The 17,408-nt window shown below is 62.5% G+C and carries 3 protein-coding genes; all 3 read left to right on the forward strand.

Annotated elements, in window-relative coordinates; translation table 11 throughout:
- Nucleotides 1–2 precede the first annotated feature (2 nt).
- The 3 genes from ACLBXN_RS04675 to ACLBXN_RS04685 are packed head-to-tail and all read left to right on the forward strand — an operon-like array spanning nt 3 to nt 17,129.
- Nucleotides 3–13,610 (forward strand): Ig-like domain-containing protein, encoded by a 13,608-nt coding sequence (locus ACLBXN_RS04675; protein WP_447611323.1) that lies wholly within the window; start codon nt 3–5, stop codon nt 13,608–13,610.
- Nucleotides 13,611–13,646: 36 nt separating this feature from the next.
- On the forward strand, nt 13,647–15,011 hold the full coding sequence (locus ACLBXN_RS04680) for an efflux RND transporter periplasmic adaptor subunit (RefSeq protein ID WP_447611324.1): 1,365 nt from the start codon (nt 13,647–13,649) through the stop codon (nt 15,009–15,011).
- Nucleotides 15,012–15,017: 6 nt separating this feature from the next.
- Entirely contained in the window at nt 15,018–17,129 is a 2,112-nt protein-coding gene (locus ACLBXN_RS04685) for a site-2 protease family protein (protein ID WP_447611325.1), read from the forward strand.
- The last annotated feature ends 279 nt before the right edge of the window (nt 17,130–17,408 follow it).

Here is a 17,408-nt window from a genome sequence, read left to right on the forward strand (position 1 = left end):
TGATGACCCGCAAATCTCGCCCATTCTGGAACCGTCTGACACAGGCCATGAAGGCGCAGGCAGTGAAGACCGATGCCCCCCAGCGCCTGCAGCCGGCCTCTGCCGTGCGCCCGCTGGCATTGGAGCAGCGCTTTATGTTTGACGGTGCGGCTGCGGTGGATGTGGCGCATGCGGCTACAGATTCTGCAGCACCTGCGGCGGCAGAGCACACGGCAGACGCGGCCAGCGCACTGAGACATGCGCTGACCGCAGAAGCGCAGAGAATGACCGAGGGTTCGCCGGTGGCTACACAGCGCCAGGAAGTGGTGTTTGTGGACAGCAATGTCAGGAATTACCAGCAGCTCATCAGCGGCCTGAAGCCGGGCACCGAAGTCGTGGTGCTGGATGCCAGCAAGGACGGGCTGCAGCAGATATCCGACTACCTCAAGGGCCGTGAAGGCCTGGATGCCATTCACATTCTCAGCCATGGCAAGGTCGGCCAGGTGCAGCTGGGTAGCGATTGGCTCGACAGTGCGGACCTGGCCAGCCGCAGCGAGCTGTTGAATGCCATCGGTCAATCGATGGCCAGCGATGGCGACATCCTGCTCTACGGCTGCCAGGTGGGCGCCAATGGAGAAGGGCGGGCATTCATCGATGGTCTGGCTGCGGCCACCGGCGCCGATGTCGCCGCGTCCAGCGACCTGACCGGGGCAGCTTCAATGGGCGGCGATTGGGTACTGGAGGTCAACCAGGGCGCGATCGAATCCAGGGTCGTCGATGGTGTGGCGTCCTATTCCGGGCTGCTGGTGGCAGCAGACGAAAACTACGACGACGACCCCAATCAGACCTTCGGAACCAGTGTCTTCACCCTGGATGGCGTGAAATACACCATCACTGGTATCGGAGGGGCCAACTACGGCAGCCTGGTGAGCAACAGATCTGTCTTCTCCCCCTTGGGGAACGACGGCTCGGATTACTTCCTGCTCTTGGACTCGAACGGGCTGTTCGGCGTCACCAGCATCAAGGTCGAGATGGCCGATGGCAGTATGTTCCGCCTCAATGGGCTGAGCTTCGACGGTATCGCCGATACGAACATACTCATCACCCCCAATGGGGGCTCTGCGCTCAGCTATCTCAGCGACAACGTCTTCATTACCCGCGAGAACATCAACACGTCGGGCAACACCGATTTCCAGAACATTTCAAGCTTCACTATAAGCGGCGGCAATATTGGCATTGCCCTGGATGACCTCAATTTCGAGGCGCCACAGGTAATTCCCACCTTGACCTCGGCGATAGTAGCCGACACCAATCTCAAGGCTGGCGAGACGTCCCTGGTGACCTTCACGTTCAACACTGCCGTGAGCGGTTTCACCACCGCTGACCTCACGGTCAATAACGGTGTTATCACCGGCCTCAGTTCGAGTAACGGCGGCCTCACCTGGACCGGTACGCTGACGCCCGACGCCGACGTCACTGACACAAGCAACCTGATCACAGTGAACCTGGCAGGAGTTGCTTCGGTCAGTACCGGTACTGCGGGTTCGGGTACGGCCAGTTCGAACAATTACGTCATCGACACCCATCTCCCGACGGTTACCTCGGTCTCGTCATCGACATCCAATGGCACCTACGCGCCGGGCGCTGTCATCTCCATCACCGTGACCTTCGACGAAGCGGTCACGGTGACCGGTGTTCCCCAGCTCACCCTGGAAACGGGCTCCACCGACCGGGCGGTCAGTTACGCCAGCGGCTCAGGTACCAACACCCTGACCTTCAACTACACGGTGCAGGCCGGCGACACCAGTGCCGACCTCGATTACGTCAGCACCGGTGCCCTCTCGCTCAACGGTGGCACCATCCGCGATGCCGCCACCAACAACGCCACCCTGACTCTGGCGTCACCTGGCGCCGCCGGTTCGTTGGGGGCCAACAAGGCCATCGTCATCAATTCGGCACCTACCCTCAGCAACCTCAACGGCGACAGCGTTGCCTGGGCGGGCGTAGGCAACAGTGCGGCTCTCGATTCCAGCGGCAATGCCTCGATCAGCGATACGGAGTTTGGTGCGCTCAACGGTGGCAACGGCAACTGGGCGGGCGCGAGCCTAACGGTGCAGCGCTCGGGCACAGCCGTTCCTGCAGATACCTTTGGCTTCAACACCGCCGCGGCGCTGTTCACCGTCAGCGGCAATGCCCTGCAGTTCGGTGGCCAGACCTTCGCCACTTTCACCAACTCGGGCGGCGTGCTGACCATTACCTTCACAAGCTCCGGCACCGCGGCCACCACGGCACTGGTCAACAACGTCGCGCAGCGCATTACCTACCGCAGCGATACGCCGGCTGGTGACGCGACCGTGCGCTTCACCCTGAGCGACGGCACCTCCAGCGCCACGGCTGATACCACGGTCACCAGTGACACCATCTATGTCACCAACACCACCGATACCGCTACCGTCAACGTCAGCGACGGTGTGAGCTTCAGCGAGGCCGTGGCCATTGCCGCCGCCGATGCCACTGGCAGCCAGACGCTGGTCCTCACCAATGCCTTCGCTACCACCGTGGGCCTGGCCGGGAGTCTCTCCATCAACGAGAGCCTGACCCTCGACGCCAGCGCGGCATCGGGCCTGCAGGTCAACGGCGGCGTGACCATCACCCTGGGTGGCGGCACCACACTGACGTTCAACAACAGCACCGGCTTTGCCACCATCGCCGCCACGCTTGGCGGCAGCGGCTCGCTGGAAAAGACGGGCGCTGGCACGCTTGTCCTGTCCAGTGTCAGCAACGAAGCCAACATGTCCGGCGGCATCACGGTCAGCGGCGGTACCTTGCAGGTGCAGAGCGACGATCATCTGTCCTCCGGCACCCTGACATTGAATGGCGGCGCCCTGACCAACAACGCCGCCGCGTTTACCATCGATAACGCCATCGTGCTGGGTGCCAGTGGCGGTACCTTCAATATCGGCGGTGGTAGTGGCGCTACGCAGGTCAGCCTGAGCGGCATCGTCTCCGGTAGCGGCACGCTGATCAAGAACGGCCAGGCCATCCTGGAACTGAGCGGCAACAACACCTATACCGGCGCCACCAATGTCATGGCGGGTACGGTGATCGCCAGCCACGCCAACGCGTTGGGGACCACAGCCGGCGCCACCACCGTGAGCAGCGGCGCCACTGTGCGTCTCGCCGGTTCGCTTACCTTTGCCGAGTCCTTCAGCATTGCAGGTACTGGCAAAGCTGTGTCCGCTGTCAACTACGGCGCACTCCACCAGATCAGCGGCAGCAGCACAGTGAGCGGTACAGTCACACTGACCAGCAATGCCGACATCAGCGCCGCCAGCGGTTCGACGCTGACGATCAGCGGCGCACTGTCCGGTGGCGCCTCCACGCTGAACAAAACCGACGCCGGTACTGTGATCCTGTCCAACAGCGGCAATGAGACCGGCCTCACCGGCGGCACGACCATTGCGGCCGGCACCTTGTCGGTCGCCGCCGACGACAACCTGGCTTCTGGTACCGTCACTCTGAACGGCGGAACCTTGGCCGTCACCGGCGCCACGACCATCGATAACGCAATCGCCGTTGCTGCGGCATCGACCATCAGCAACAGCAGCAATGCCACCCTGAGCGGCGTCCTCAGCGGCAGCGGCACTCTGACCAAGTCAGGCGCCAGCACACTGACTCTGTCCGGCAGCAACACCCACAGCGGGGCCATCAATCTCACCGCCGGCGGCCTGACCCTGAGCGGTGGCTCGGCGATTGGCGACAACAGTGCAGTGACGCAATCGGCCGGCACCACGCTGACCCTCTCCAGCGCCGAGACCATCGGTTCGCTGGCTGGCACAGGCAGCGTGGTACTCAACGCCGGTCTGACGACTGGCGGCGACAACACCAGTACCACTTACGCCGGCGCTATCTCGGGCCTGTTCGGCCTTAACAAGGCTGGCAGTGGCACACTGACGCTGACTGGCAACAACAGCTACACCGGCGCCACCAACGTGTCGGCGGGCGGACTGACGCTCAACCGGGTCGGCGGCGCGCTGGCCGACAGTTCGGCGGTGACAGTGTCGTCCGGCGCGACGCTGACGATATCCGCTGATGAGACGATCGACACCCTGTTCGGCGCCGGCTCGGTGGCACTGGGCGCCCAGAATCTGACCGTCGGCGTCAATGGTTTGAGCAGTAATTTCTCCGGCACGATCACGGGCTCAGGCACCCTGACCCAGGACGGCACTGGCACCTTGACGCTGTCCGGTACCAATGGCGCCCAGAGCTGGGCGACGCGGGTATTCGACGGCACGCTGTCGATCAGCAGTGCCAGCAATATCGGAGCTGGCGCGGTGGAGCTGAATGGCGGCACGTTGTCGATCACCGACAACATCACCCTCGTCAACGCAATCACCCTGAATGGTGCTGGGGGCATCGTGTCCGTGGCTTCCGGCACGGCCGTCGGCCTGTCCGCGTCGATCGGCGGCACGGCTGGGCTGAGCAAAGCCGGCAACGGTGCGCTGACACTCTCGGGCAGCAACAACTACGCCGGCACCACCACCGTGTCCGTCGGCACCCTGTCCGTTACTGGCAGCACCGCCAGCGCCACCACTGTGGCCGCCGGGGGCACGCTGGCCGGGACCGGCATCCTGGGCGGCAATGTGACGGTGCAGAGCGGTGCCTTGCTCTCCCCGGGTAATGCCGGTGCGGGCAGTCTGACCATCAATGGCGACCTGCAGATGAACGCGGGCAGCGTCCTGGCCGTCGAGATCAATGGCACCACGGCCGGAACCCAGTACGACCGGGTTGTGGTCAACGGCACCGTGGACATTTCCGGCGCGATCCTGTCCGCCACCCATGGCTACACGCCCGGCCTCAGCGACGTCTACAACATCATTTCCAACAATCTCGCCGATGCCGTCACAGGCACATTCAGCGGCCTCGCAGAAGGCGGCACCCTGACCGCCGGCGGCAATAGTATCCAGCTGACCGCCAATTACGCCGCAGGCGACGGCAACGACTTCACCCTCACTGCGCCGACCAACAGCACGCCGCTGGTTACCAACCTCGACGGCGACAGTACCCCCTACACCGCCGGCAGCACGATAGTGCTGGACGCAGGTGGCAATGCCATTGTCAGCGATGCCGAGGACAACCTGGCCAACTGGAATGGCGGCAGCCTGATCATTCAGCGATATACCAACGGAGCAGCCGATCCGAGCGCCAACGACCTGTTCGGTTTCGACCAGAACACCGCCAACTTCACCGTCAGCGGCACCCAGTTCAGCGGTGACCTGCAGTTCGGCGGTCTCACCTTCGCCACCTACAGCTACACGGGCGGTGTGCTGACCATCACCTTCACCGGCAGCAGCCTTCCGGCGTCCACCGCGCTGGTGCAGGACGTGGTGCGCAACATCAGCTACCGCAATGACACGCCCTACGGCGACGCGCACATCCACCTCTCGCTCACCGACAGCATGGGCGGCACAGTCAACAGCGACGTCACGCTCACCTGCAACACCATCTACGTCGACCAGAGCAACGACGACGCCGGCGGCGACGCGGCGGACGGCTTCAGCCTGCGTGAAGCGTTGGCTCGCGGTGCGGCCCAGGGCGGCGCGGACACGATTCGAGTGGTACTGGCTGATAACAGCACCATCACCCTCGGCAGCGGCGTCACCGGTGGCGCCGGCGACACACTCGATCTGGATGGCGCCAATGGCCTTACCGTCGGCGGCAGCACCATTACCCTGGGTGGTGGTTTCACCATCAGCAACGGTTTTACCGACACCGCCACGATCGCCAGCACGCTGGCCGGCAGCGGCTCACTGACCAAGACAGGCGCCGGCACGCTGACGTTGGCCAGCACCGGCAACGAAGCCGGCTTCTCGGGGGCTATCGCCATTGATGGCGGCACCCTGGCGGTCGGCACCGACGATGCGCTCGGTAGCGGCGCGCTGCAGTTCAACGGCGGCACCTTCGATGTCACCACTGGCGGTGTCACGGTCGACAACAACATGGTCTTCGGTGCCGGTGGTGGCTCGCTCCACGCCGACGTCGACTGGACCGCCTCGGGTGTGTTCTCCGGCGGCGGCACGCTGAGCAAGACCGGCATCTTCGGCACCCTGGCGCTGAGCGGTACCAGCCAGCACACGGGCACTACAGTTCTCGGTGAGGGCATCCTGGCCGTCGGCAGCGACAGCAACCTCGGCAGCGGTCTGGTGAGCGTCTATGGCGGCACCTTCTCGGTGACCAGCAACGGCCAGACCATCGACAACGCGTTCGATATCACCAGCCGTTCCGGCTCCATCGAACTAGGCTTCGGCATCACGGCGACCCTGTCGGGCCAGATCACCGGCACCGGTGACTTCTTCAAGGGCGGCTCCGGCACCCTCCATCTGACCCATACCGACAACAGCCTCAGCAACTGGACCTTCGGCCAGATCAACGGCACGACGGTACTCACCTCGGCCAACCAAATCGGCGGCGGTATCCTCAAGCTCGCCGGCGGTACGCTGGCGGTCAATACCGTCGGCACCTTCAACCTCGACCGCACGACCCAGGTGCTCAGTACGGTCACCCTCGACGCCACCGGCAGCAACACAGGCACGGTGATCAGCCTCGGCGGCCCGATGAGCGGCAGCGGCGCGCTCAGCCTCAACGCCGGCGACAGCCAGATCTACCTGAGCAACGCCAGCAGCCTGACCGGCAACCTCACCCTGTCTTCAAGTGGCGGCATCGGCCTGGTGGCCGCGATCGGCAGCAGCACCCTGGGCAGCGGCACGATCAACCTCACCACCGGTTCCACCTTCGGTATTGCCGGCAGCAGCCGCACCTTTACCAACAGCATCGTGCTGTTGGGTGATGCCACGATTCGCACCGGATCACCGGCCACCGGCGCCGACGCCATCACTTTCACCGGGACCATCAGCGAGAGCGGTGGTGCGCGCAGCCTGACAGTGAATGCCTATACGGTCGGCGGCAACCATACCGACGTGGTGCTGGCTGGCAATAACACCTACACCGGCTCCACTGTGCTGAATAACGGCACTCTGAAGGTGACCAGCGACGCCAACCTGGGCAGCGGCGACATCGTCCTCAATGGCGGCACGCTGGCCATCGGCGGCGCTACCACCATCGACAACGATGTGAGCGTGACAGGCGGGGGGACCATCGAGACCAACGCGGCCACCACCCTGTCCGGAGTGGTTTCCGGCGGCGGCACGCTGACCAAGAGCGGCAACGAGACTCTGACGCTGACCGGTGCCGAGACTCACACCGGTGCCACTACCGTCTCCGCCGGCACCCTGGTGGTCAATGGCAGCACGGCCAGCGCCACCAGCGTGGCCAACGGCGCCACCCTGGCTGGTACCGGTACCCTGGGCGCAGTGACGGTGCAGAGCGGCGGTACGCTTGCACCGGGCGGTAACGCGGCGGGCATCCTCACCATCAATGGCCCCCTTTCCATGGCCGCCGGGAGCACACTGGCGCTGCAGATCAATGGCCTGACTGCGGGCTCCAGCTACGACCAGGTCGTGGTGAACGGTACGGTGGACGTGAGCGCCGCCAACCTGGCCGTCACCCACGGCTACGCGGCGGCGGAAGGCGATGCCTACACCATCATCAGCAATGACCTCGCCGACGGCGTGACTGGCACCTTCAGCGGTCTTGCCGAGGGCGGCATCCTGGCCGCCACTGGCAACGGCGCCGCGCTGACCAGCAGCTACATCGGCGGCACCGGCAACGACGTCACTCTCACGGCACCCATCTTCCCGCGGGTGACCGGTGTGACCTCCAGCAACGGCAACGGCCAGTACGGCATCGGCGATGTCATCAGCATCGCGGTGACCTTCGACACCAATGTCAACGTGACCGGTACCCCCCAGCTGCTGCTGGAGACCGGTGCCACCGACCGGACCCTCAACTACGTTTCCGGTTCGGGCAGCAATACCCTGACCTTCAGCTACACGGTGCAGGCGGGTGACGTTGCGGCCGATCTCGACTATGCCGCCACCACGGCGCTGACCCTCAACGGCGGCACTATCAAGGGCGCTGCCAGCCAGGATGCCATCCTCACCTTGGCCGCCCCCGGCGCCGCCGGTTCCCTGGGGGCCAACAAGGCCCTGGTGGTCGATGGCGTGCGGCCGTCCGCCAGCATCTCGCTCAGTGACAGCAGCCTGACGGCGGGTGAGACCGCCACGGTGACCATCACCTTCAGCGAGGCGGTGACCGATTTCAGCCTGGCGGACCTGACGGCCCGCAACGGTACCCTGAGCAACTTGAGCACCAGCGACAACATCAACTGGACCGCGACCCTGACGCCGGACGCCGGCAATACCAGCAACGGAAACTATGTCTCTCTGGACAACAGCCTCTACACAGATGCCTCGGGCAACACCGGCGCCGGCGTGGCCCTGTCCAGCCTCTACGCCGTCGATACCCAACGGCCGACCGCAACGATCGTGGTCAGCAACAACTCGTTGAATATCGGTGGCAGCAGCTTGGTAACCATCACCTTCAGCGAGGCGGTGACCAATTTCGGCTTGGCCGACATGTGGGCGACCAACGGCACCCTGAGCAACTTGAGCACCAGCGACAACATCACCTGGACCGCGACCCTGACCCCGACCAATGGCGTCACCCACAGCGGCGATGTCGTCACCCTGAGCAACTTTGGGGTCAACGACCTAGTGGGCAACGCCGGCACCGGCACCACCAACTCCAACACCTACTCGGTCGACACCCAGCGGCCGACCGCGACCATCGTGTTCGCCAACCCGAACATGGGCATCGGCCAGATGTCGCTGGTGACCATCACCTTCAGCGAAGCGGTGAGCGACTTTACCAATGATGACCTGACGGTGAGCAACGGTACCCTGAGCGCGGTGAGCAGCAGCGACGGCGGCGTCACCTGGACCGCCACTTTCACCCCGACGGCGGGCATCAACAGCGCCAGCAACCACGTCATTCTCGACAACACGGGTGTGCTCGACGGGGCGGGCAACGCCGGTAGCGGCACCACCACGTCCAACAACTATGGCATCGATGGCGTGCGACCCACCGCCATCGTGGCCATCGACAAGAACTCGCTGACCATCGGCCAGACCGCGCAGGTGACCATCACCTTCAGCGAAGCGGTGACCAACTTCTCCAACAGCGACCTGACGGTGTCGGGCGGCAGCCTGAGCACTGTGAGCAGCAGCGACGGCGGCGTCACCTGGACCGCGACCTTCACACCGACCGGCAACATCACCAACGTCAGCAACGTCATCGCCCTGGACAACACCGGCTATACCGACACGGCCGGCAACGCCGGGACCGGCACCAGCGTGTCGCACAACTACGCGATCGACACCCAGCGCCCGACCGCCACCATCGTCATGTCGGACCCAAACCTGAGCGCCGGCGAGACCTCGCAGGTGACCATCACCTTCAGCGAGGCGGTGACCGGTTTCACCTTGGGCGACTTGAACGCCGGCAACGGTACCTTGAGCAACCTGAGCAGCAGCGACGGCGTCACCTGGACCGGGACCTTCACCCCGAATGCCAACACCAACAGCGGTACCAACGTCATCACCCTGGCAAATACCGGGGTCTTCGACATCGCCGGCAACAGTGGCGCCGGTACCACCGGTTCGGTGAACTACACCATCGATACCGTACGCCCCACCGCGACCATCGTGGTGGCCAATCCGGCGCTGAAGATCGGCGACACCTCCCAGGTGACCATCACCTTCAGCCAGGCGGTGAGCGGTTTTACCAACGCCGACCTGACGGTGGTGGGGGGCACCCTGAGCGCGGTGAGCAGCGCCGACGGCGGTGTCACCTGGACCGCCACCTTCACCCCGGCCGGCAACATCAGCAACGCGGCCAACCTGATCACCCTGGACAACAGTGGTGTCAACGCGGCCTCGTCGGGCAACACCGGCACGGGTCTCACCACCTCCAACAACTATGTGATCGATACCCAGCGGCCGACCGCGACCATCGTGGTGGCCAAAGATCAACTGGGTATTGGCGGCAGTTCGCAGGTGACCATCATCTTCAGTGAGGCGGTGACGGGTTTCAGCCTGGCCGACCTGACGGCCGGCAACGGTACCCTGAGCAACCTGACCACCAGCGACAACATCACCTGGACTGCCACCCTGACGCCGGCGGTGGGCGTGAACGCGGGCAACAACCATGTCAGCCTGGATAACACCGGCGTGACAGACATTGCAGGTAACGCGGGTTCCGGCACCACCGACTCGAATGCCTATGCAGTGGACAGCATCCGGCCTACAGCGACCATCGTGATGAGCGACCCGACGCTGTCGGCTGGCGAGAGCACCACCGTGACCATCACTTTCAGTGAGGCGGTGACCGGTCTCGACAACAACGATCTGAGCATGCCCAACGGCACGCTCGGCACGCTCAGTTCCAGCGATGGCGGGATCACATGGACGGCGACCTACACCCCGAATCTCAACGTTCGCGACACCAGCAACGTGATCGCACTGCACAACCCCGGCTATACGGACCTGCTCGGCAACGCCGGTGTCGGTGTGACCATCTCGGCCAACTTCACCATCGACACGGTGCGCCCAACGGCGACAATCGTGGTGGCCAATCCGACGTTGAATGCCGGTTCCACCTCGCAGGTGACCATCACTTTCAGCGAGGCGGTCACTGGTTTCACCAATGCCGATCTGGTGGTGAGCAACGGTACCCTGAGCGCCGTAAGCAGTAGCGACGGTGGCGTCACTTGGACCGCGACCTTCACACCGTCGGTGAACATCGCCGACACCACCAACGTCATCACCCTGGACAACAGCGGCGTGCAGAACGCGTCAGGCAACGCCGGCAGCGGCGCCACCACGTCCAACAACTACTCGATCGATACCCTGCGCCCGACTGCGACCATTACCGTGGCCAATCCCAATCTGGGCGTCGGCCAGGCCACGATGGTGACCATCGCCTTCAGTGAGGTGGTAAGCGGTTTCAGCCTAGCTGACCTCAGCGTCGCCAACGGGGTGCTGTCCAATCTGGCAAGCAGTGACGGCGGTAAGACCTGGACCGCGACCCTGACGCCCACTGCGGCGATTACCGATCCGACCAACCTGATCGTATTCGATACCGCGCTGGTTTCCGACATTGCGGGCAATGCCGGGGTCGGTATCGCGATTTCCAACAACTACGCCGTCGACACCCTGCGACCGACGGCCACCATCGTCGTTGCGGATGCGGCGCTGCAAGCCGGAGAGACCACCACGGTCACTATCACCTTCAGTGAAGCGGTGGACGGGTTTGACAACAGCGATCTGAGCGTCAGCGGCGGCACCTTGAGTGCTGTTAGCAGCAGCGACGGCGGTATCACCTGGACGGCGACCTTCACGCCCACGGCCAACCTGGAGAGCACGGTCAACCGGATCACGCTGAGCAACGCTGGAGTGACAGACAAGGCGGGCAATGCGGGAGTGGGCACCACCGACTCGAACAACTACGCCGTCGACACCCTGCGACCGACGGCCACCATCGTCGTAGCGGATGCAGCACTGCAAGCGGGAGAGAGCACCCTGGTCACTATCACCTTCAGCGAAGCGGTGACGGGGCTGGATGTTGGTGACTTCACAGTTGCCAATGGCAGTCTGAGTAATCTGATGTCCAGCGACGGCGGCTTGACCTGGATGGCGACGCTGACGCCGACTGCCGGCATCACCGACGCCACGAATGTGATCGGCCTGAACAACGCCAGCTACACCGATCTGGCGGGTAACACGGGAAGCGGCACAACCGACTCGAACAACTTTGCCATCGACACCCTGCGACCGACGGCCACCATCGTCGTAGCGGACGCAGCGCTGGCGGTCGGTGAAACCTCGCTGGTCACCATCACCTTCAGCGAAGCAGTGAACGACTTCACCAATGCCGACCTGAGCGTCAGCGGCGGCACCTTGAGCACGGTCACGAGCAGCGATGGCGGCGTCACCTGGATTGCGACCTTCACACCCGCGGCCAACCTGGAGAGCACGGTCAACCGGATCACACTGAACAACACCGGTGTGATAGACAAGGCGGGTAATGCGGGAGTGGGGACCAGCGACTCGAACAACTACGCCATCGACACCCTGCGACCGACGGCCACCATCGTCGTAGCGGACGCGGCACTGCAAGCCGGAGAGAGCACCCTGGTCACCATCACCTTCAGCGAAGCGGTGAACGGCTTCACCAATGCCGACCTGACGGTGGCCAACGGCACGCTGAGCAACGTCAGCAGCAGCGACGGTGGTATCACCTGGACGGCGACGTTCACGCCGACCAGCAACATCACTGACGCCAGCAACCTGATCACCCTGGACAATACCGAGGTAACTGACGCTGCCGGCAATGCTGGCAGCGGCATCGCCGATTCGAACAACTATGCCATCGACACCCAGCGCCCGACAGCCAACATTGTGGTGAACGACGCGGCGCTGGCGGTGGGCGAGAGTTCCACGGTCATCATTACCTTCAGCGAAGCGGTGACGGGGCTGGATATTGGTGACTTCACTGTGGCGAACGGCAGTCTGAGCAACCTCAGCAGCAGCGACGGCGTCACCTGGACGGCGACCCTGACGCCGACAGCCAGCATCACCGATGCCAGCAATGTGATCACGCTGAACAGCACCGGCTATATGGATGCGGCAGGCAACAGCGGCATCGGCACCGCAATATCCAACTCTTATGCCATCGATACCCTTGATCCGGTTGCGCCAGAAATTACTCTGGATCAAGCCACGCTGGTGAATGGGCGGCAAGTCTCGCCAACGGGCTTGGTCTTCATTTCTGGTCTGGAAACGGGAGGAAGCTGGCAGTACTCCTTGGACAATGGCGTTTCCTGGCTTGAAGGCCGCGGGAACTCCCTCCAGCTACCTGGTCTCGGGGCATTCAGCCTCTGGGTTCAGCAAAGGGACGTGGCGGGCAATGCATCTTCGGTAACTTCACTCAGCGGCGTTGTTGAACCGCTGGTACCTCCTGCCGTGCATGCTCCATTTGCCTTTGCTGTGAGTAATTCCTCTGATGGACTTGGTCTCGCTCCATTTCAACCTTCCGAGGTACCAGAACCGAATGCAGATTTTCTGCATCCTGCGTCGATGATGCTCGGCTCCGTATCTCGAGACACAGGGATGCCTCGTCAAGATAGCTGGTCTGAATATGGCCTTCCGCAGTCAATTGCGGGCGTCAATGACTGGATGTGGGCGTTGCTTTTCGCACCGGCAGAACCCAATCGTTCTGGATTTGATCCGGCACCTGAGCAGTTCTCGGTCACGACTGGGGCCAGCATTCTGGATCTGAAGCCCGTTCTCCTGACGTCGGAGAGCCCGTGGGATATCGAGTCGCTCCAGTTCAGCTTCTCCGGTAAGCAGGCGCTTCCCGGATGGGTACGCTTGGACCGTCATAGCGGTCAGCTAAGCATCAACGCACCCAAGGATCTCAGCACAACGCTTGTCCTGCAGATCAAGGTCAGCGATGGAAAAGGCCACGAGTCGGTTCGGACTGTCAAAGTGGTCATCGGCGAGGCAAGGGCCACGTCCAGCGCACCCGCAGGGAGGGCTGGGCTGAGTGAGAAGATGGCAAATGCAGCGAATCAGCAGGTGGGGAAAAGGATGTCCATGTATGTCCATGGCTAAAGGATTGATGGGTGCTGCCCATGAGGCGGTTGTGCGATGAATGCAGCCGTTTCTCCTCAGAACGCAAACCCGGCAATGCTGCTGCTCGAGCTTGGGCATCGAGCCAGGGCCGCGCGCAGCAGCGCCGAACTGCGTTTTTTGCTGGTCAACGACAGCCGTTTGCTCGTGCCTTACCGTCAAGCATGTTTGTGGCTGGATAAGGATGGTGTGACGGCGCTGTCCGGCGTGGTCGAGACCGACAGGAACACTCCTTATGCGCAGTGGCTGCACGGGGTTGGCCAGTTTCTCCAGACGCAGCCATCCGTTCAGGTTCGGCGCATTGAGCCGGCTCAGCTTCCTCCCGAGCTGGCCAGTTCCTGGAGCGAGTGGCTGGGCGCTTATGCGATATGGGTGCCTCTTGTGCAGGATGCCCAGACACCTGTTTGTTGCGGCGGGCTGTTGCTTTCAGGGGCGCAGCCTATTGAAGAGCAGCGTTTTCCGCTGCTCGTCGAATGGTGTCATATCTGGTTCCATGCCTACTCTGCATTGCAGGCAGGCCAATCCAGGTTCTGGCGAAAGCCTGCGGTATCAATAGCTGTAGCCAGGAGCTGGTGGCAGAGAAAGCCTGTCTGGATCATTGGCGGGCTTATTGCGATTGGTGCTGTCCCTGTGCATATGAGCGTTCTTGCTCCGGGTGAACTGGTAGCAGCCCAGCCTGTGGTGTTGAGGGCACCTTTGGATGGCGTCATCGATCAGATTCATGTCCAGCCCAACCAAGTGGTCCGTAAAGGTGAACGCCTGTTTGGACTGGATGAGGCGCAGATCGGCAGCCGATTGGAAGTTGCCCAGCAAGCTTTGCTGACCGCTGAAGCCGAATACCGGCAATCCGCCCAGCTGGCCTTGGGCGATGCGCGTTCCAAGGCGCAGCTGGCCGTGCTCGTCGGGCGTATAGGCGAGAAGCGCGCCGAGGTGCAATATCTGAGCGATCAGCGTGAGCGCAGCCGGGTGCTGGCGCCTGAAGATGGCATGGTCCTGTTTGATTCCCCCACGGAATGGCTCGGCAAGCCTGTTCAGACGGGCGAGCGCGTGATGCGCATTGCCCGGCCTGATGAGGTGGAAATCGAGGCCTGGATCCCCATCGGGGATGCCATTCCATTGGAGCAGGGTTCTACGGTGAAGCTGTATCTGGCTGCCAATCCCATGGCCGGCCTGGAGGGCAAGCTCCGGTACATGGCATACGACGCCAGTGCCAGACCGGATGGTAGCTATGCCTACCGGGTGCGAGCCACCATGCCGCCCAATAGGGAGGAGGCCCGTATTGGCCTCAAAGGTACCGCCAAACTGCAAGGCGATTGGGTGCCCCTGGTCTATTGGGTTTTGCGCAAGCCCTGGGCTGTCCTGCGGCAGTTCCTTGCCTGGTAAGTCGGCATGAGTACCGCATGGTCTGCATTGCGTGAAGAGCTGGATTTGCTTGCCGGTCCTGTGCTGCCCGATGGCCAGCCCAGCTGGACCCTGCATGATCCCGTGCGTAATCTGTTTTTCCAGCTGGACTGGGCCAGCTTTGAGGTGTTCAAGCGCTGGCATTTTGGGGCCGCTGAAGCGATTGTGCAGGATGTGAATGCTCAAACGACATTGACGCTGCATCAGGAGGACGTGAACGCGCTTTTCCAGTTTGCGCAGCGCAATGATCTACTGGAGCCACTTCCCAATAGTGCGGGCACGCTGGCCGAGCGTTGGCAGTCCAGGCGTTCAAGCTGGATGCAATGGCTTTTGCATAACTACCTCTTCTTTCGGGTCCCTCTGATCAAGCCCGATCGCTGGCTGACACGATGGGCGCCGCGGCTGGACTTTCTTTTCAGCCGAGCTTTCGGCTGGGTTACCTTGCTGGCTCTGTGCGCTGGACTTTGGGGCGTTTCCCGCGCGTGGGGTGTGTTTACTGCGACCTTGGTTGATTCGCTGACCTGGCAAGGCCTGGCAGCCTATGGCTTGACTTTGGGGTTCGTCAAGGTATTGCATGAACTGGGGCACGGCTTGACTGCCAAGCGATTCGGATGCCGTGTTCCCACCATGGGCGTCGCCTTTCTGGTGCTATGGCCGGTGGCATACACAGATACCAATGAGGTCTGGAAGTTGACACGGCGTGACCAGCGCCTCAAGGTGGCGGGCGCCGGAATTGCAACGGAGCTGATCATTGCCGCATGGGCCTTGCTGGCCTGGGTCTGGTTGCCGGAGGGGGCACCCAAATCCATGGCCTTCTTGCTGGCCACCACGACATGGGTCAGCACCCTGGCCATCAATGCAAGCCCATTCATGCGCTTTGATGGGTATTTTCTGCTGTCCGATTTTCTGCAAATGCCCAATTTGCACTCACGTGCCTTTGCCCTGGCACGCTGGGATATGAGGGAGAGATTATTCAAGCTCGGAGAACCTCCGCCAGAGTTTTTCTCCAATGCCAAACGCCGTGGGCTGATTCTGTTTGCCTGGGCTACCTGGATTTATCGGCTGGTTCTTTTCTTGGGTATTGCGGCCTTGGTCTATCACTTCTTCATCAAGGCGTTGGGTATTTTGCTGTTTCTGGTGGAAATCGTGTGGTTCATTGCCAAGCCTGTGTGGTCAGAGATTTCAGCGTGGTCTTCACGCTGGCCTCAAATCGTGCGTAGTCGAAGAGCTCGTTGGAGCGCTGTCGGTGCCTGTGTCCTTGTTGCGCTGTGCTGGCTTCCGATGCCTGCCCCGATTCGCACGGAGGGCATGTTGCAATCCAGTGATATTTGGCCTTTGCATGCGCTTGACGCATCGCAGCTGCAACAGCAAATACTTGGCAACGCAGATACGGTTGCGCTGGATGCGCCTGTCTTTGTGCTGGACTCCCCGGCGCTCAAGGCTGCTCAGGCTCAGAACGATGCCCAGAGAATCCAGTATTCACAGCAAATAGCTGCGGCAGGTTTCGACTCGGAGCTGCGCCGAGATTGGCAGGTTCTGCAGGAGCGCCAGCTGCAGGCGGCCACCCAACAGCAGGCGGTGGAAACCGAAGCCAGCCGATACCGGCTGAATGCCTCGGGCGCCGGAGTGCTGCGAGATGTGGATCCTGATCTGCGGCCGGGAGACTGGCTCGCCCGCAACGAACTGCTGGGCAGAGTCGTGGGCCGTGATCGCTTGGAGGTTCTTGCCTATGTGCAGGAAGAAGATGTCCAGCGCATCAGCACCGGCGACAGCGCAATTTTCATCGCTGACGCTGGTGTGGGGCCGGTGCTGGATCTGAGGGTGCGCAGCGTCGATCAGGACGCGAGTCGTACTCTCTCGGAGGCTGCGCTGTCTTCGGCGGCTGGAGGCATGATTCAGGTCCGAAGCATGCAATCCACCCTTTACCCGGAGCGCCCGGTCTACAGAGTGGTGCTGGATGTGGAGACACCGCTGGAGGCAGACACCGATTTTCAACACCGCTGGCGTGGCAAAGTCGCCATTCGCGGTCGTTGGGAAGCCGCTGCAGCGCAGTTTGTGAAAACTGCGACAAGTGTCTTCTGGAGAGAGGCCGGGTTTTAGCTCCGATAGGCCGTGTCCTGTTCGCCAGAGCAACCCGGACCGCTTCTGGTTGCTCATTTCAGGGCTGAATGACAGCGATGAACCTTGCCGGACCACTGAAGCATCAGCTGTGGTCATCGGTTTCCTGCCCTGGAGCACGGCCGAAGTACGGGGGCATTGGCGATGCACTGCCTTGCACAGGATGCGGCCATGCAGCGGGTGGGCCTGCCCGGCGGCACGACAAGCTCAAGCCGTTCATCGCGGTGAGGACATCGCGCGTGAGGTGACACGTGCCCGGCA

The organism is Comamonas sp. C24C (genome assembly GCF_053345995.1).

Excerpts from the sequence above, each read along its gene's own strand:
- ACLBXN_RS04675 (WP_447611323.1), top strand. The coding sequence starts at position 3 with ATGACCCGCAAATCTCGCCCATTCTGGAACCGTCTGACACAGGCCATG.
- ACLBXN_RS04680 (WP_447611324.1), top strand. The coding sequence starts at position 13,647 with ATGAATGCAGCCGTTTCTCCTCAGAACGCAAACCCGGCAATGCTGCTG.
- ACLBXN_RS04685 (WP_447611325.1), top strand. The coding sequence starts at position 15,018 with ATGAGTACCGCATGGTCTGCATTGCGTGAAGAGCTGGATTTGCTTGCC.